This is a genomic window from Legionella bozemanae, assembly GCF_900450575.1.
GTDB classification, from domain to species: domain Bacteria; phylum Pseudomonadota; class Gammaproteobacteria; order Legionellales; family Legionellaceae; genus Legionella; species Legionella bozemanae.
This window is the reverse complement of the sequence record NZ_UGGY01000001.1, coordinates 2386899-2404512: the sequence shown is the minus strand read 5'-3', so window position 1 is coordinate 2404512 and position 17614 is coordinate 2386899. Positions and strand designations below refer to the sequence as shown.

Here is a 17614-nt window from a genome sequence, read left to right as displayed (position 1 = left end):
AGTACAAAAAATGTGTTTAGGTTCTTGGTTTATCGTGATGATGCCGGTATGCAAAACCTTTGATTTAGGTTAAAGTTCATCAATTAAGCTTAGTGAGTTAATTTCTTTATGCAACAACGTTTTGTTCATTTACGTGTCCACACGGAGTTTTCTTTAGTTGATGGCTTGACTCGTGTCAAGCCTTTAATGAAGGTTTTACCATCCCGAGGGATGTGTGCTGTTGCAGTGACCGATTATTGCAATTTGTTTGCAGCGGTGAAGCATTATAAAAATGCTGTTGATATGGGAATCAAGCCTATTATTGGAAGTGATTTACCTTGCCATGATCCTGAGCAGCCCGAACGAGTTTCTTCTATGGTTCTTTTATGTCTTAATTCTCAGGGGTATAAAAATTTAACGTGTCTTGTTTCCAAAGCATATCAGGAAGGGCAATATCAAGGACAACCCAGAGTACAATACCAATGGATTCAAGAGTACTCAGCAGGGCTTATCGCATTGTCTGGCGGAAAATTCGGTGATATTGGACAAGCTTTATTAGCCAATAATGATGTTTTAGCTAAAAGTCGGGCAATGCATTGGCAAACACTTTTCCCCAATCGTTTTTATTTAGAAATTCAGCGGACAGGGCGGCCCGATGAAACCCGCTACAATGAAAAGTTGATTGCTTTAGCCGATGAACTGAAATTGCCATTAGTAGCAACCAATGATGTGCGTTTTCTTGATCAAGAAGATTTTGAGGCCCATGAAGCGCGTGTTTGCATTCATGAAGGATACACATTAGCTGATCCCAGAAGAGTGCAAAAGTATAGTGCACAACAGTACTTGCGATCGGCTGATGAAATGATTGCTTTATTTTCTGATTTGCCATCTGCAATAGAAAATACAGTTGAAATCAGTAAACGATGCACGGTAAAACTGGATTTAGGAAATAACTATTTACCTAACTTTCCCATACCGGATGGATCCACTGTTGAAGAATATTTATCCCATTTATCACAAGTCGGTTTAGAAGAGCGTTTACTGCAAATATTTAAAAACAAATCGCCCGAAGAGCTGCAAGCATCTCGAGAAGAGTATGACAAACGTTTGCAGGTTGAATTAAATGTAATTAATAACATGGGCTTTGCCGGTTACTTTCTAATTGTTGCTGATTTCATCCAGTGGGCAAAAAAAAATGGTGTACCAGTTGGTCCAGGACGCGGTTCAGGAGCTGGATCATTAGTTGCTTACGCATTAAAAATTACCGATTTGGATCCTTTAGAGTATGAATTACTTTTTGAGCGTTTCTTGAACCCAGAACGGGTATCCATGCCTGATTTTGATATCGATTTTTGTATGGAGGGTCGTGATCGGGTCATTGATTATGTGGCCGAGAAATATGGCAGGCAAAGTGTTTCACAAATTATTACCTTTGGTACCATGGCTGCAAAAGCTGTGGTACGCGATGTTGGACGTGTATTAGGCCACCCTTATGGCTTCGTTGATAAGCTGGCAAAATTAATCCCTTTTGAGATAGGTATTACATTAAGTAAGGCTTTAGAACAGGAAGAAGAACTAAAGCGTCGTTATGAAGAAGAAGAAGAAGTAAAAGAACTCATTGATTTAGCATTAAAACTCGAAGGGATTACCCGTAATGCGGGGAAACATGCTGGAGGAGTAGTTATTGCGCCATCCCAGCTTACAGATTTTACTGCAATTTATTGTGAAGAGGGATCTACCCAAATTGTAAGCCAGTTTGATAAAGATGATGTCGAAGCGGCAGGTTTGGTCAAGTTTGACTTTTTGGGATTACGTACCCTGACGATTATCGATTGGGCGTTGACTACGGTAAATAAAAAAAGAGCTGCCGGGGGTTTGCCCGCGGTGGATATCAGTCAAATTCCAACAGATGATGCCGCGACTTTTGATTTATTAAAGGCATGTAAAACAACAGCAGTGTTTCAACTGGAATCTCGAGGCATGAAGGAGTTAATCAGCCGTTTACAGCCTGATTGTTTTGAAGACATTATCGCTTTAGTAGCTTTATTCAGACCAGGTCCTTTGCAATCTGGAATGGTGGATGATTTTATTGATCGTAAGCATGGACGTGCTGCAGTTGATTATCCCCATCCGGATTTGGAGCCCATTTTAAAACCAACTTATGGTGTTATCTTATATCAAGAGCAAGTGATGCAAATTGCGCAGGTATTGGCAAATTATACTTTGGGTGCTGCCGATTTGTTACGTCGTGCGATGGGAAAGAAAAAGCCTGAAGAAATGGCCAAACAACGAGAAATTTTTACCCAAGGGGCGACTGCTCGCGGAGTTGATGAAAAAGTTGCAACCCATATTTTTGACTTGATGGAAAAATTTGCAGGTTATGGTTTTAATAAATCGCATTCGGCTGCATATGCATTAGTCGCTTACCAAACTGCTTGGCTTAAGGCACATTATCCGGCGGCATTTATGGCTGCGGTCATGTCATCAGATATGGATAATACGGATAAGGTAGTTACCTTTATTGATGAATGTGCTCATATGAAATTGAAGGTTTTACCCTCATCAATCAATCACTCGATGTATCCTTTTACTGTAGTTGATGATGCCACTATTATTTATGGCCTTGGGGCTATAAAAGGGGTGGGAGAGTCTGCTATTGATTGCATTACTGAAGAGCGTGAAGCAGGAGGAAAATATACGGACTTATTTAGTTTCTGCCAACGTCTGGATTTGCGTAAGGTAAATCGACGCGTATTAGAAGCACTAATTAAAAGCGGTGCTTTTGATGATTGGAATGTGGAGCGAGCAATATTGACTGCGTCTTTGGAAAAAGCTCTAAAAGTGGCAGAAAAAGAGCATCAAAATCAATCCAGTGGCCAATTTGATTTATTTTCATTATTAGAAGACGATACGAATAAGCAAGACTACGTGCAATGCAAACCTTGGTCCGAAGCACAGCGTCTGGAAGGTGAACGAGAAGTTTTAGGTTTTTATCTAACCGGGCATCCTGCAGATCAATATCGGCGTGAGTTTGGTGACTTTATCGTTTCAATCAGTCAATTAAACCCATCCATGCATAAAAAAGCCATTATTTGCGCGCAAATCGTTGGAATCCGCAAAATCTTGACGAAACGAGGTAAGAAGTTGGTAATTCTTGGCATGGATGATTCTACTGGACGACTGGATGTTGTTGTTTTTGGTGAACTTTTTGAATCCTCTGCCCCGGGTTTGACAACTGGAGATATGTTGGTTATTGAAGGTGAAGTGGCTCATGATGATTATAATGACAGAGTGAAAATGACCGCGAATCATCTCTATGATGTACCAGCAGCTCGAACTAAATTTGCTCGATGTTTGGAGTTACGTTTACACTCCGGAAATCAGGGGATTTTAGGTTCTATTCAGGCGTTATTAAAAGCCCATGTTGGGCGTTGCGCTGTGCAACTTTCATACCGTAATGATTATGCTAGGGCACAGTTGAGTCTGGCGCAACAATGGCACGTAATGCCGAGTGATGAACTACTTGGGCTCTTGATGAATCTTTTAGGGGATGAGCACGTTGTAATGAAATATTAGTAGCCTGGATGAAGCGAAGCAAAACCCGGATTACGGCCCACCTGCACCCAGGCTACATTTTATATTTTTTAACCTGCCAGCAATTTATCCATTTTTGCTGCACAAATAAAATCATTATGACTCAAACCGTTGAGGGCATGGGTCATAAAGCTTACATGGCAATAGTTATAACCTACCTCCAAATCAGGATGATGATTTTCGGTATTTGCAATCCATGCAAGCGCATTAACAAAAGCCATTGTTTCATAAAAATTTTTAAAAGATAAACTGCGTTTAATGATTCGGTTATCTGCACTTACCTCCCAATTTTTATTTAACTGCGGCATCAGATTTTTGATTTGTTCTGCATTTAATGCAGCGCCTATGCCTTCACATGATTCACAATGTTTACTGCTTAAGTCACTGGTCATTTTATTTCCTTACTCGTCTACTTGGCCAATATGGTGTCACTTTTATGAGTGTTTCAGTGCTCTAAAATCACACCATTTTGGCTTAATCTAGCGAATTGTCAACAGACCTTCGTAATTACTCAATGTAGTAAGAAATCGAGCATTTTGTGCCTTGGTTCCTACAGTTACTCGTATGTAATTATTCATCTTATATGGATGTAGCGGTCGCACTATAATGCCTTTATCTAATAAATAGTTATAAATCAACATACCATCCTCCTTACAATCAAAAGTAAGAAAATTGCATGCAGAGGGTAAGTAATCGATATTTAATTGGTTAAATCCCTCTTTCATTTGCAGCATTCCTTCCGTATTGATTTGCAAGCTTAATTGAATAAATTGATCATCATCCAAGGCAGCATGAGCAGTGGTCAGTGCGACTTGGTTGACTGTAAATGGCAATTGGATACGTCGCATGAGATCAATTATCGAGGGATGAGCTATTGCATAACCTAAACGAACTCCTGCTAACCCGTATATTTTTGAAAAAGTTCGTGTAATAACTAAATTAGGATGTTGAGCCATCCATTCAATGCTATTACAACTTAATTGAGATGCTGCATACTCATAATAAGCTTCATCAAGGACTAATAAAGTACTTTCGGGAATATTTTCTAACAGACGTTTTATTTCTTTTTGGCTAATCAGAACACCGGTAGGATTATTCGGGTTCGCCAGAAAAATGATAGCGGTTTTTGAATTGCATGCTTGAATCAATTTATCCACATTGACATGCCAATCCGGATTGATTTCAATGGAGCGAACCGGGATATTCAAGGTATTGGCTTGAATCGCATAGGTGCTAAAGGCATATTCGTGCGTGATGATGTGTTTGTCATGATGCAGCGCAAAGCAGTTGAGTAGAATAGTATATATATAATCCGAACCATTACTCACAAAAAGTTGATCCACATCGATTGCGAGTTTATTCGCAAGCTTAGGCATTAAAGGATGATTCATTGGCGAGGGATAAGTAGCTAAAAGGTGAGCTGACATTTCTTTTAATGCGGCATGGGCTAATGGGCTGCAACCTAAAGGATTTTCGTTACTCGCCATTTTAATAATGTCATTGTCGTTTATCCCTTTTTCACGTGCTAGTTCTTCTATAGATTTTCCTGGTTTATAAGGGACTAAAGATTGTATTCCTTGATGCGGTAATTGTCGAAAGTTAACTGTCATAATTTTCCCTAACTAAAAATTTTCTTCATATTATCCAAGCTTTAGCTTCCTGTCACGAGCTCATTCAGCTAAAAAATCATTTGTTTTGTTACCGGGTGATAGCAAAAACACCCGGGATGCGATTATTTTTTTAAAGTTGCTGCAACTAAGTCATTAAAAGCCCGATTGGGAATTAAATCTGCTTCTGTTAAATATTGATAGTCAATAGGGCATGTATGTTTTGTTTGTACCCAAAATCGAATGCCTTTTGCACCAGTTCCTTTATCATCATTAAATGTGTGACCGTGGGAATCAATGAGAGTAGGTGTGCCATTTACTCCTAAAGGTTCCAATGTAATTGGGTCTATGAGATGATTTTTATCTAATGCCGAGGCCTTATCTGAAGCTTGTCCCTTCAATGGACCAAAGATAAGTTGAGCCCATGAAGTCCGGCTATAATAAGCTACTTGTTTATGAAATTCCTCTGAGTGAACCGCATGCGCAGGTACACAACACTCCTGGTTCTGAGCAGAGCTAACAGGAATCTGTCCTGATTTTGCATAAACAAGCGCAACACCATTGAGTATGGCATTCCTACATAATTCAACCAAATCGGTGCATTTGTTCAGAATATAGAGAGGCGGATAGATAAGTGCTCCAAGGATCCAGCCAGCCAGTCCACCCATTCTTAAACAAACTCCAGCAACAGGTTTTGATAAGGGTAAAAAAGGTAAGAAAAATTCAAGAGCGTTTGCAGCAATATATGGGATGGCAGCAAGCATTATACCTACAGTAGCAGCTCCTAGATTCCACGCTTTTTGGAGGTAATTTGTTGGGGCTTCATAAACAAGCGATTCGAAAAAAGTTGTGTTGCCAATAAAAACAGCAAACTCATCAACAGAGTCATATAATTTCTTTTTAAGGAAAATAAATCCTCGAAGCAATAAATCAGGAAAAAATAAAGCAGTGCCAATAATGGCCCCAATTGGGGCACCAATTACAAAACCTAGTGCTTCACCTATCCAACCAAAAATACCACGCATCACTCCAGTGTGGCGCGTGCCATCTGCATATTCTATGTGGGTACTATTTTCATTCCAGTAGGAGGTGTAATCAGGGATCCAAAAAATAGCTAAAATAAGGTCGAGGATTACCCCGGGAATACTTGTAATTTCTCTTAAAACAAGACGGGTTAATACATGACCCACAGTCATACCTTTAGCGAAATAAGCATACATCATTTTTTCCCCTTTATTTCCTAATTATTTGTGGGTTTTCTAGTGCTTGGCGGCCATTTTAAACGCATTAAAGTTTAATAACAATTCAATGGATTGTTTATGGATCACCCTGAGTTGTATTTGATCTACTCATGTTGTATGCCGTCGTGTAGGTCTTGAATTTTTATATCCAGGACGTTAACCTTGGCATGGCAAACCAACCACAGGAAAATGGAATATGAATTGGCAAAAGGGATTTTCCCTGACTGAAGTATTGATATCTTTATCACTAGTAACAACCTTGGTTCTGGTTTTATTACAACAACAATGGCAGAGTAAGCAATTATTAAATCAATTAATTTTTAGAACACAAGGTTCTCAATTTCTTGATCAAATTGAAGAATCACTTGTGGCCAAAGTTTCAAAACTCCCACCAATTCCCTCTCCATACCATTTGGATATACAGCTAAAAAATCAACAGTTACTTCTCCATCTTGTATGGTTTGAACAAGTAGGTTCTATAACCCGTCAACATAATTTTATCGGAAGTGTTGAATGAAAAAACAAATGGGAATTAGTCTGACAGAAATATTGATAAGTCTTTTTCTGACAAGTTTGATTATGATTCCATTAATCCAACTTTATTTGGGAAGCAAGCGGCAATACCTTGAAACAGAAAAAATTTTAGAAGCACGTTTTGATTTACAATGGGTGAGTGATTTACTGAGTGATAGTATTCGACGTGCAGGTTTTACCCCGTGTTTGGGTATTGATCAATTGCAAGTTATTGATCGTAGAAATCATCCAAACAGAATTTTTGCACTGCAAACTGAAAATCAACCGAATCAATTCATTCAAGTAAATCGTATGAATGAACATTTTGCAAAAATAATCAAAATTCAAGGTGCAACAAAAATAGTGATCCAGGATCCAGTGATACTTCATAAAAATCGTCCCATACTCATCGCTGATTGCGAACATGCTGAGATACAAGAACTTTTTGATATGGAACAACAAAATAACAATTCGCTTATTACTTTGAACAAACCCCTGTTTTTTTCTTATGACCGCTCAGCATATATTGGGGAGTATCTTGAGGAGAAATGGTTGATTAAGAGAAACGCGAATAATATGGATACGTTACATTATCAGTTGGTCCAGACCGAAGAAATAACACCTTTAATTCATTTTATACATACCCGAAATCGATATATAAAAGAGAAGCAGTTTCTTGAAATTAGCATGGGGTTGGATGATAATAAAACACATGAGCTTAAGGTTCTGGTGCGTGGCTCATGAGCAGCTCTCTTCGGAAACTCTACTCCAGAGGAGAATTGCTTCGTCGGTACGGTGCTCGAATCCTCATGTACTGGTGTGTACACTCTGGTTCTGCGCTCCGTGTCTCCTCGCACTTCCTTCTCTGGAGCGAGTTTCCGAAGAGAGCAAGTAGGAAACTCTACTCCAGAGGAGAATTGCTTCGACGGTACGGTGCTCGAATCCTCATGTACTGGCGTGTGCACTCCGCTTCTGCGCTCCATGTCCCCTCGCACTGTTCTCTTTGGAGCGAGTTGCCGAGGAGATCCATTAGAAAAAATCAAGGATTTATTTTATTAGTGACTTTACTTATTATCGGTGTGATTAGCTTGCTTGTTTTGACTTCAATGCAGCACGTTTTACTGTATTACAAGGCAACTAATAAACAAGAAGTATTGCACCAGAGTTTTTATCAACTCGAGGATGTGGCATTGCGATTGCTGTATCAACACACATCATTGAATTCAAACTGTGTGGTACGTTCAGATGCTGCAAATCAAGTCATACATCATTTACTCGAAGACAAAGGATGCTCCTTAAAAAGCGGTTTAACTCAATACAAATATTATATTGAGGACTTGGGAGAGTTTCCGTGTTTGGTGGTTCGCCATAAGGGACGAAAATCAGCATCGCATCATCAACGAGTCACTGTTGTGCCCTTTGAAGAGGGTGTTCCTGTATCTTTATTGCAAATACGGTTTATTAGTGCGGGAAGGGTAATCCCGTGTCTGCTAGAGGAACATGCGATTTCTCTGGGAGTGAGCAGCTGGCGATATTTGCCTTCTCTATAAATAAATTTGGTTAAGGACAGTATGTGAGCATCGGAACGCATAAAATCAGAAACAGTTTAGCAAATGGAAACAGACCCTAATATTATCTTGAGCTATATCAAACCTAGTTGTATCGTAATAGCTATGATGAATAGAGGGATTTTTAGGTGCGTTTACAAAATATTTCTAAATTTAAGTATTGGCCGCAAATGGCGGTGCTTGCTTTATTGTTGGTAGGATATGTTGCTTATCGTTATTTTGCCTTTTATGACACACGCTCAAATGATGCCTATGTTTCAGCCCATGTAGTCAACATGGCCGCTATGGTTTCTGGTCCGGTTACAAGAATTTATGTTAAGGACAATCAGAGGGTGAAAAAAGGAGATAAACTTATTGAAATTGATTCTCTTCCCTATGTTGATGCAGTACAGCAAGCTAAGTCCAAGTTAGAAATTGCTCAATTGAATTATGAAAACGAAAAGGTAGATGCTGCTAAAGCCAAACTTAAGATTGCACAAGCCCATTTTGAATTAGATAAGGCAAATTACCGTCTAAATCATACTATCCTTGTAGCACCTGCAGATGGTTATATCACCAATTTTAATTTACGCGTAGGTCAGTACATTAAAAAAGGGGAAGGACTATTTGCTCTTATTGAAACCAAACAGTGGTGGGTGGTTACGCGTTATAGAGAAACGGCACTGCGTTTGATTCAACCTGGAGACAGGGCAAAAATTATGATTGATATGTATCCGGGAAAAGTATTCCATGGACATGTAGACAGTATTGGTTGGGGGATTAATCGAGTACAAAGCGGCAATGTTGCTCCTTCAACACTAATGTATTTGGAAGCGACCGAAGATTGGATTCGCATAGCACAACGTTTTCCTGTGCGAATTTATATCGATGATTTATCTGATGAATATCCAATGCGCATTGGTGCCAGTGCTGCTACCATTACCTACAGGTGATTCGTGTTTTTCTGGCCTCAAACTGTTGAAAACAGAGCTGCCATAAGAACAGCATTTGCCGCATTAATTGCTGTTTTGATTTCCTTTAAATTTCATCTGGAAACACCCTTTTGGTCAGGAATGAGTGTTGTGATTGTTTCCAATTTATATACTGGAAATATTATTGATAAAGCCTCAATGCGTATTATTGGTACTATTGCGGGAGCGTTTTTGGGGTTCTATATTGCAGGATTGGTCGCCAACAGTTTTTTACTTTATTTGCTTTCTTGTTTTTTAATCGTGTGCATGGGCTCCTATTATTACAGTTTCAGTGCTAATGGTTATGCTTATTTATTAGGAGCACTGTGTGCTTTTATAATTATTTCGCAAATTGCGATGAACCCTCAAAATGCATTTTTCGTAGCGATTTGGAGACCTGTTGAGATTGGGATTGGTGTTTTGATAGCAGCAATCAGCGCCTATTTTATTTTTCCCAATTACTTAAAGGATAATATTACAGTACAACTTCATGATATTTTTACTGATTTTTCAACCGAATTGGAGCAATTACTTACTATGCTGTTTGAGGGTAAGCCCGATTTTGATTTGTTGTTACAAAGCACTCTAAAAATAAAAAGAAAATTACGTAAAGCAGTAGAGCTTATTGGGGCTATGACTCATGAATTTGGGGTTACTAAAGCCAGGATTGATCAGGTGCGTGCTTTATTAGATATTTTTTATGATTTATCACGACAGTTACACTATCTGATTCTCATTTCTCCACAGCATAGCGATTTAACCATTGTGCAATCATTACCTATAAAGCCTGTATTGAATGCGATGCAATCAGATCTGATCCAACTACAAATCGCTTTTTCTCATCACCTGGATACTCCTAAAGAATTAAAAACAGGATTTGCAATCGCAGAACTGGAAAAATATGTGAAGCAGAAGCAAAGTAATGGAGATACGTCCTCTTTTTTGATCTCTGATGTACGTAGCGGCATCGAAAAGCAACAATTCGTTGTTAAGAGTAATTTTGTCTATGCATTGATTCATTTCATGCATCAAGTGAATCACAATCTTCTTTTGATGCAGTCTTTATTTGGTCGCATTCCTCATGGCATGACAGCAAAACATCACGTCTTAAAAACACAGGATCGGATTCGTACAGACATTGATGTAATTAAACGCAGCATTAAAGCAGGGCTCTCGGTTATTTTGGCCTTAGGCTTTTGGCTGGTAAGTAATTGGTCTGGTGGTTTAAATGGAATTATCAGTAGTCTCGTGCTTTCTATTCGTAAACATCTTTTTGAAATGAAAAGTGTGAGTATTCATCGTTTACTTGGTTGTATTTGGGGTGGAGGGATTGCTTTATTTTCTTTGTTTCTAATTAAGATGACACTTTATGACTTCATTTTAATATTCTTTTTTTCAATTTGGGGATTTTCTTATTTTATGTTTAAGTTGCCCAAATATTCGTATATTGGGTTACAGGCAAATATTGCTTTGATTATTTCTCTTGCTCAAGAAGGAGGACCACCTGTTTATTTAGCACCTCCATTACAGCGTTTAGGCGGAATAGTCATTGGAATTATTGCAAGTTTTATTGTGGCAAATCTTATTTGGCGATCCGATGTTTGGACTATGTTAAATCGTTATCTTAATAAGCTCTATGTTTATATGGGGCAGAATTTAAAACAAGTTCTTTTGTCATCAGCAAACCAAATAAAACTGCATGATTTGGCAAATTTGTTTTGGTCCTCCCGGGGATTGCTTGAGTCGCTTGCTGATGAACCCTTAAGCTCCAAAAAACAGAACTTGTTAACAGAGCTGACAAAGCGTTTTGAATCTTTGGTAATAATACAGGCAACGATAAGCCATATTTTATTGGCCATTGATCGAGAAAAAGTTGAAAAAACAGCTCAATTATTGGGATATGAATTATCTTCTTATGAAAAAGAGATTTGGATAGCTTTTGAAAAACATGATGTGGAACATGGACTGAAATTAAGCCATCAATTACAGGATTTGTTATCAGAAATGGATAAAAAAATAATATTTCAAATTTCCGATGACGATTTAAGAGGATTTTTAGCATATCTCAATGCCTTAAATCAATTGGTTTTACATATTCACTAAATTTTTTTTGTAGTGCATGTTGATATAATTCTTTTATTTGTACGTTCCAAAAAAATTAATTAAAATCAGATTATTATTAAGAGTAGCTTTTGCTGATTAATAGTTTTTGGCAGGAGTTTAATGTTTAAATGGTGTCATTTTTTGTTGCAAAAAATTCCATAACGTGTAAAAATTGTCCGCCTATGAAAATGAAAATAATCTCTATTACAATTTTTTTAGCCTTAATTGCCTTAAGTATTTCTGTATGGTGGTTTTGGCCAGTAAAGCAACCATCAACCCTGTTCAGACAGACTGATTTTAATCGGTTACCTGGATGGAAATCAGCGGATCTAAAAAAATCTTTACTGACTTTTCAGACTTCCTGCCGTGCTTTTATCAAACAAAATCCGGAGCAGATTGTCGGGACGGAAAAGATCGATTTACAAGTAAAAGATTGGCAACCGGCGTGTAAAGCGGCTTTAAAGATTTCTCCCGAAGCTGAAAATGAAGCAAAACAGTTTTTTGAAAAATGGTTTATTCCGGTAGAGTTTACCGACACTGGTGAAAAACCTGGTTTATTTACGGGTTATTATGTGCCTGCAATTAAAGGAAGTTATACTAAATCCAAAGAGTTTCATGTTCCTATTTACGAAACACCAGATGATCTTATAACTACTGATCTAGGTATGTTTTTTAATGATTTAAAAAGTCGTGGTATTGTAGGGCGATTAGAAGGTAAAAAATTGGTTCCTTATTACACTCGTGAACAAATTAATCATGGTGCACTAAAGGGTAAAGCACGCGTTTTAGTATGGATTAATAGTCCTATAGATCGTTTGTTTTTGGAAATTCAAGGTTCAGGAGTCATTGAGCTTGAAGATGGTAATAACCTTTATGTCGGTTATGATGCGCAAAATGGCAGACCTTATACTGCGATTGCTGGAGTATTGATTAAAAAAGGAGTTATGACTAAAGATAATGCATCCATGCAGGCAATAAAACGTTATTTGGAAGCTCACCCCAAACAAATGGATAAAGTGATCAATCAAAATAAATCTTTTGTTTTCTTCCGTAAAATGTCGTATGGGGTTGCCTTAGGTTCGCAAGGTGTGGCTTTAACGCCTGGTTATTCGCTGGCTATTGATAGGCAATGGGTACCTATGGGGGCTCCTCTTTGGTTAAGTACTACGCGTCCTGACAGCAAAAATCCCGATAAAAATAAACCCATGCATCGTTTAATGATTGCTCAAGATACCGGTGGCGCAATACGTGGCAAAGTACGTGGAGATGTTTTTTGGGGTGGCGGTGAAAAAGCCACTCTAATTGCAGGTCATATGAAGAATCAGGGGCATTATTGGATTCTTCTACCTAAACATGCAATATCTCGCTTAGAGAAAAACAAATTGATTTCTGGGTAGTTTAACTCCCACTCCCATCAAATTAAGGAACTCAATGCCTACGCCCTGTTCCACGGCTTGTTCTGGGTTGTCTCTGAGAAAGCCTCAAACAATTCTTTCATCCTACATACCGTGCATAAAGCGCGGTACGTAGAAAGGTTTATGCAGTACGTAGGAAAAGATCAAGAAGCATTAATTTAATGGCTCTTCTCCTCGACGAGAAGAAGCTATTTAACAGAGCGAGCCAGTTTAGGGAAAAACTGTTTTTAATTAACTTTGATGCGCAGCTGTTTTATTCACCTCAGACTTTTGGGCGGACCCTTTTAGTGAGGGTATAAGACTATTTGATGCTTCTGTATTATTATTCAATGATTGGGTTGTATCGGCTTTTAAGGCATCGGCTAAGCTAATAAATTTGTATCCATTTTTTCTATACATTTCAATAATGTCTTCTAAACATAAACTGTTAAGGAGATTTGCATGGATTAATAAGATTTGTTTGACATTTTTTCCTTTAGCATTTTTCTCGGCCCTTAATGTCTGTTGCCAAATATAAGCCAAATAACGTTTTTTAAATGCAGGTAGATTTTGAGCTCTTTTTCTATAAGGTATCCTGTAGAAACGTGCGTTAAACTCATAATCTTTACTGTCGATCGTTACTGGGGCAATGGTGTATTGATGTGCAGCCAGGTAGTCATACACTTTTTGTTTCTTTTGGCCAGTACCTTCAGCTAGATAAGGATAGCGAAAATATTTTGGCTCTGTCAGTACAGGCGCTAAAACAGTATCAGCACGATCTATATCCGCTATATATTTATCAGCACTCATATTATTCAAGCTTTTATGAGTATAAGTGTGATTACCTAGAGCGAAGCCTTGATTACGAAATGTTTCTAAAAGATCCCATTCATTTTTCGCAACTGCTTCACCAATGACAAATCCAGTAGCTGGGACTTGATTGTTAACAAGAGCATTGACTATAGCCATAAATCGATTTTGAGTTCTTTTCAGACTTGCCGGTGTGCTGGAACCAGAACCAACAAAGGGTAAATCATCAATTGTAATCGCAATTTCTTTTTCTTCGGCAAAACATGGAGAATTAAGTATGCAAAACAAAAACGTTACACCGGCCCATCGAAGTAACATGATATCCCCTAATTTATTTTTATTATTTAAAATAAATATAGTAGACAATTTTTAAAAAAGTATAATTTTTTGTAATTTCTTATTTATTATGAGAATTTTTGATGATAAAATAGTTGATTTTTTATTTAAAATCTAAAACCGTTATTGTTCTAATTTTTGTTTTGTTTTTCGTAATCCCTCAAATATGGGTTCAGAAATATTATTAGGGAAGGAGGAAGGAAGTTGTTTTGAGACTTCCTGGATTACAGAATCTGTTTGTGCCAGCATCTCATTAAGAATAATTTCTGCTCTTTCTGGAGAGTAACTTGCCTCTTTTGCAGTGTCTATAAAGTGCCGGCGTTGCAGGGTATGCCAGTGGTAATGATTATTTTTACCTTTTAAGGCCATCGCCATTTTAATTTTCTGAATTTGCAGTTGTTTTTTCTTTATCAGTGGATATGCAGACATGATGTCGTATAAAGGTGTCAATCTGAATTTTCCTTCAGGCTCGATAAAAAGACTGAAATTTTTAGCATGACCATCAATTCCAGCAATGAGCCAGAAAAAAACTTGCGCACGATAAAACATATCGCGGTCTGAAATCGAGTTTGCTGAACCTAGCAGTAATTTCATAATCTCTTTAATACCAGGGCCTCCATCCGATTGATATTTGATATTGTAAGAAACACCTAACGCTTGGCATAGGTCCTCTTGAGGCAAGCGCATGATCCAACTTTCATCCCGAGATAGCCGGCGATCAAAACGTTTCACCGATAAAATCTTTATCTCTTCAAAATGAAGAATATCGCAGTCGGCTGCTGGTAATCCATAGCTTTTTGCCAGAAGAGAGCACAGCCATTCATTTTCACAACTGTCTCGTAAATCCATCTGTTGGTGAGCGATAATACCAATAGGCAATTTAAAAATATGTGTGGTTGGCGTTTCCTGAAGTGGCTCGCACCATTGGTTCTCATGATATAAAAAAGCAGTTTTTTCTTGGGCTCCCGCAATGGAGATCCGGAAATCTTCTTCTTCCTGGCTCATGCCTAGAGGGTTTATTTGATAATTTCGTAAAATTGAAGCAATTTTTTGTTCTGTTAATGGTTTATATTTAATTTTTCTCTCGAATTTAGCTAATGGAGCAGTGATGAGCTGAATGGCTCCCACGCAATCCCTGCCAATACCCGCCAGTAGATCAAAAGGTTGACTAGTTGCTATTTGAAATCGTGCTTGTATTCGTGCGCGGATTTGTTGATTATCAGGGAGCAAGTTATCAAAAAAATTATACACTACATCGCCAGCGTAGGTTTGTTCAACGAGTGGTAATGATAATGAAATGGGGCGGGCTCCCGCTTGATTTAACCAGTCTTGGTGATAAGTAAACTTCAATCCCCCTTGAGATGTTTTCTCAAGTATCCCTACCAAAATGCCATTCATTAAGACATAAAGAATTTGATTTTTCCTTACCATTCATTGTTCCATTGATTGGTTGTTGTATTGGAGTCATTTTTTGCTGCTATTTTTAAATCCAAATCAAGCGCGGATAATATCCGAAATAAAGTGCTTAATCTCATATTTTCCGGATTATTCTCCATGGCGGAGATCGTTTTTTGTTTTAGACCTACTAAAGCCGCAACTTCTTCCTGGCTTAGCTTCAGTTTTTTTCGTTGATTTTTTATCAACAACGCCAGTTCCAGAGGAGAGTGAATTAGCATAAACGTTCCTGAATAAATGGATATACCTTATTTGGGATATTTTTAATTATATACCCTGAAATGGATAATTTCAATTTTATACCTTTAAAGGTATAGTTTTAACTTTATACCTTAAAGGGGATGAAGTGGTCGTGGAAAATTTAAAACAGGGTTCTCATTATTGAAATGATTGCTGCAAATTGCGCTCCTCTGAGACTCGTCTAAATAGTCTAAAATGGTTTGCGATACTCGGTTTCTTACATCAGTAAATCTTTTGGTTCATTAATTGAGCTTTCCGGTATCTGGTGCGCTTTACGCATTTCGTTGATTAACTGCTGAGCTTTCTTTATTCGAAGGCATAAAATCCCCATGTGCAACATATGAGGTCAATTATATCAAAAAAGACGCATAGAAATCGTTGAGTAAAATAATTTATTTGAAAAGATTTTATAAATTTTATCCCTGCAGGAGTACACTTTTCTCATCTAATTAGATTGTAAGTGAGTTATACTCATTTCACTCTCTATGAAGAAATCACAAAACCAATATTTTTAGCGTATTAACTCCAAAGAAAGGGCTTTTCATTTTTATTAAAGGACGTTAATTTTTTCAAACCTTAGCATAGAGCATTATGATGAATATTTTATTATTAGCTTTTGTTTTATTAGTTTGGGGAATGAATTGGCCCTTAATGAAATTAGCAATGAACTTTATTCCTCCCCAATGGTTTGGTTTCACACGAATGCTTATAGGCAGCTTATTTCTTTTTTTATTAGTGATTATTCAGAAAAAATATACTTTTCCAAAACGTGGGGATATTCCTCATTTGTTTTCTGTTGGTGTATTACAAGTTGGCCTTTTTACCGTATTAGTTAATTTCGGCCTTTTCTACAATGGGGTAGGGCATGCAGTTATTTTAGTTTATTCCACTCCTCTTTGGGTGGCTCCTATAGCGATTATTTTTTTCAATGAGCGTTTGAATTTAATTAAAGCTTTTGGTTTAGCTATTGGTATTTTAGGAATCATAGTACTTTTTAATCCATTTGATTTTAATTGGTCAAATCACAATGCGTTAATAGGCAGTGCTGCATTATTCTTATCAGCGCTATTATGGGCGATTGCTATTCTTCATGTGCGTTTTGTTCCCTCACAATCGTCTATATTGCAACTTATGCCGTGGCATTTGTTAGTGGGAACAATAACCCTTGCAATCAGCGCTCTTATTTTTGAGCCACATCCTATGATCCATTGGACCACATTCTCGATATTATTGAATCTTTATATTGGCACGATTGCTACGGGTTTAGCTTTTTGGGGAGCTGTTGAAATAAGCAAACGTTTTCCTGCTGTTACCACCTCTTTATCTTTAACGGGTGTACCAATTATTGGGGTTATTTGTTCGTTATTATTTCTTGGAGAAAAACCAACCCCCAGTGTTTTGATCTCTCTTGCCATGTTAATTATAGGGTTGGTCTGTGTCATTTTAGGAGATTATCAAGAAAAAAAAGCTTAATCACTTCATGCCGTCCAGATTCGTTTAACCAAGACAGCAAACCAGGGTATCTCGAGTTCCAACAGCACATGCTAAAAGCACTTCTCTCATTAATAAATACCCAAGAAAGCAAGGCACTGCTACAGCAGCGGCGACAGTTAAACATGCTAAACCAATCGCCAGAGATGTAATCAATAAAGCGGGAGGACCAAGAACAAGTCCAGCAGTAGCGCCTGCTGCTGCACCTAATGCTCCACCGTAAGAGGCCCCCAAACCTAATCCTACAACACCGCCTATTCCTGAACCAAACAACCCGAACTTAAGTAAAAAATGTCTCATTTTTAAAACCAATTTAGTTAAATATAATTATTT

The 17614-nt window shown here is 37.8% G+C and carries 15 protein-coding genes; 8 read left to right on the top strand and 7 right to left on the bottom strand.

Features of this window, described 5'->3' with window-relative positions:
• Positions 1 to 108 precede the first annotated feature (108 nt).
• The gene (gene dnaE, locus DY223_RS10510; protein WP_058458115.1) at positions 109 to 3555 is read left to right on the top strand and encodes a DNA polymerase III subunit alpha; all 3447 of its coding nucleotides are present in this window, start codon (positions 109 to 111) and stop codon (positions 3553 to 3555) included.
• 68 nt (positions 3556 to 3623) lie between these two features.
• Here dnaE and DY223_RS10505 read toward each other — a convergent pair whose 3' ends face one another.
• The 3 genes from DY223_RS10505 to DY223_RS10495 all read right to left on the bottom strand — a co-directional run bounded on the left by DY223_RS10505 (position 3624) and on the right by DY223_RS10495 (position 6403).
• Positions 3624 to 3965, bottom strand: coding sequence for a 4a-hydroxytetrahydrobiopterin dehydratase (locus tag DY223_RS10505; RefSeq protein WP_058458114.1), 342 nt, complete (start codon positions 3963 to 3965; stop codon positions 3624 to 3626).
• 87 nt (positions 3966 to 4052) lie between these two features.
• Positions 4053 to 5183, bottom strand: coding sequence for a histidinol-phosphate transaminase (gene hisC, locus DY223_RS10500; RefSeq protein WP_058458113.1), 1131 nt, complete (start codon positions 5181 to 5183; stop codon positions 4053 to 4055).
• Positions 5184 to 5305: 122 nt separating this feature from the next.
• The gene (locus DY223_RS10495; protein ID WP_235810459.1) at positions 5306 to 6403 is read right to left on the bottom strand and encodes an RING finger protein; all 1098 of its coding nucleotides are present in this window, start codon (positions 6401 to 6403) and stop codon (positions 5306 to 5308) included.
• Positions 6404 to 6617: 214 nt separating this feature from the next.
• On the opposite strand from DY223_RS10495, the gene DY223_RS10490 reads away from it, so the two are divergent.
• The 6 genes from DY223_RS10490 (at position 6618) to mltA (ending at position 12952) form a co-directional block, all read left to right on the top strand.
• The gene (locus DY223_RS10490; RefSeq protein ID WP_058458111.1) at positions 6618 to 6938 is read left to right on the top strand and encodes a prepilin-type N-terminal cleavage/methylation domain-containing protein; all 321 of its coding nucleotides are present in this window, start codon (positions 6618 to 6620) and stop codon (positions 6936 to 6938) included.
• The gene (locus tag DY223_RS10485) at positions 6935 to 7678 is read left to right on the top strand and encodes a PilW family protein (protein ID WP_058458110.1); all 744 of its coding nucleotides are present in this window, start codon (positions 6935 to 6937) and stop codon (positions 7676 to 7678) included. The genes DY223_RS10490 and DY223_RS10485 overlap by 4 nt, the downstream gene beginning before the upstream one ends.
• Positions 7679 to 7992: 314 nt before the next feature.
• On the top strand, positions 7993 to 8484 hold the full coding sequence (locus DY223_RS10480; RefSeq protein WP_235810458.1) for a type II secretion system protein: 492 nt from the start codon (positions 7993 to 7995) through the stop codon (positions 8482 to 8484).
• 146 nt (positions 8485 to 8630) lie between these two features.
• Positions 8631 to 9434: an efflux RND transporter periplasmic adaptor subunit gene (locus DY223_RS10475; protein ID WP_235810457.1), complete on the top strand. Its 804-nt coding sequence runs from the start codon at positions 8631 to 8633 to the stop codon at positions 9432 to 9434.
• A gap of 3 nt (positions 9435 to 9437) precedes the next feature.
• Positions 9438 to 11555, top strand: coding sequence for an FUSC family protein (locus DY223_RS10470; RefSeq protein WP_058458109.1), 2118 nt, complete (start codon positions 9438 to 9440; stop codon positions 11553 to 11555).
• A 182-nt stretch (positions 11556 to 11737) separates the two neighbouring features.
• Entirely contained in the window at positions 11738 to 12952 is a 1215-nt protein-coding gene (gene mltA / locus DY223_RS10465; RefSeq protein ID WP_058458182.1) for a murein transglycosylase A, read from the top strand.
• A 249-nt stretch (positions 12953 to 13201) separates the two neighbouring features.
• Here mltA and DY223_RS10460 read toward each other — a convergent pair whose 3' ends face one another.
• From DY223_RS10460 to DY223_RS10450, 3 genes are all read right to left on the bottom strand, one after another.
• Positions 13202 to 14077, bottom strand: a complete 876-nt coding sequence (locus DY223_RS10460; RefSeq protein WP_058458108.1) for a polysaccharide deacetylase family protein — start codon at positions 14075 to 14077, stop codon at positions 13202 to 13204.
• A gap of 141 nt (positions 14078 to 14218) precedes the next feature.
• A complete protein-coding gene (locus tag DY223_RS10455) occupies positions 14219 to 15526 on the bottom strand; it encodes a type II toxin-antitoxin system HipA family toxin (RefSeq protein WP_058458107.1) in 1308 nt (435 codons plus the stop codon).
• Complete coding sequence (locus DY223_RS10450) at positions 15520 to 15771, bottom strand: helix-turn-helix domain-containing protein (protein WP_058458106.1); 252 nt, start codon at positions 15769 to 15771, stop codon at positions 15520 to 15522. Before DY223_RS10450 ends, DY223_RS10455 begins: the two co-directional genes overlap by 7 nt.
• 610 nt (positions 15772 to 16381) lie before the next feature.
• On the opposite strand from DY223_RS10450, the gene DY223_RS10445 reads away from it, so the two are divergent.
• Positions 16382 to 17263, top strand: a complete 882-nt coding sequence (locus DY223_RS10445) for a DMT family transporter (RefSeq protein WP_058458105.1) — start codon at positions 16382 to 16384, stop codon at positions 17261 to 17263.
• A gap of 24 nt (positions 17264 to 17287) precedes the next feature.
• On the opposite strand, the gene DY223_RS10440 is transcribed toward DY223_RS10445, so the two are convergent.
• A complete protein-coding gene (locus DY223_RS10440) occupies positions 17288 to 17581 on the bottom strand; it encodes a hypothetical protein (protein ID WP_058458104.1) in 294 nt (97 codons plus the stop codon).
• Between the last annotated feature and the right edge of the window lie 33 nt (positions 17582 to 17614).

Bases quoted from the DNA above. Each gene is read 5' to 3' on its own strand.
- dnaE (WP_058458115.1), top strand. From the start codon at position 109: ATGCAACAACGTTTTGTTCATTTACGTGTCCACACGGAGTTTTCTTTA.
- DY223_RS10505 (WP_058458114.1), bottom strand. From the start codon at position 3,965: ATGACCAGTGACTTAAGCAGTAAACATTGTGAATCATGTGAAGGCATA.
- hisC (WP_058458113.1), bottom strand. From the start codon at position 5,183: ATGACAGTTAACTTTCGACAATTACCGCATCAAGGAATACAATCTTTA.
- DY223_RS10495 (WP_235810459.1), bottom strand. From the start codon at position 6,403: ATGATGTATGCTTATTTCGCTAAAGGTATGACTGTGGGTCATGTATTA.
- DY223_RS10490 (WP_058458111.1), top strand. From the start codon at position 6,618: ATGAATTGGCAAAAGGGATTTTCCCTGACTGAAGTATTGATATCTTTA.
- DY223_RS10485 (WP_058458110.1), top strand. From the start codon at position 6,935: ATGAAAAAACAAATGGGAATTAGTCTGACAGAAATATTGATAAGTCTT.
- mltA (WP_058458182.1), top strand. From the start codon at position 11,738: ATGAAAATGAAAATAATCTCTATTACAATTTTTTTAGCCTTAATTGCC.
- DY223_RS10460 (WP_058458108.1), bottom strand. From the start codon at position 14,077: ATGTTACTTCGATGGGCCGGTGTAACGTTTTTGTTTTGCATACTTAAT.
- DY223_RS10455 (WP_058458107.1), bottom strand. From the start codon at position 15,526: ATGGTAAGGAAAAATCAAATTCTTTATGTCTTAATGAATGGCATTTTG.
- DY223_RS10450 (WP_058458106.1), bottom strand. From the start codon at position 15,771: ATGCTAATTCACTCTCCTCTGGAACTGGCGTTGTTGATAAAAAATCAA.
- DY223_RS10445 (WP_058458105.1), top strand. From the start codon at position 16,382: ATGATGAATATTTTATTATTAGCTTTTGTTTTATTAGTTTGGGGAATG.
- DY223_RS10440 (WP_058458104.1), bottom strand. From the start codon at position 17,581: ATGAGACATTTTTTACTTAAGTTCGGGTTGTTTGGTTCAGGAATAGGC.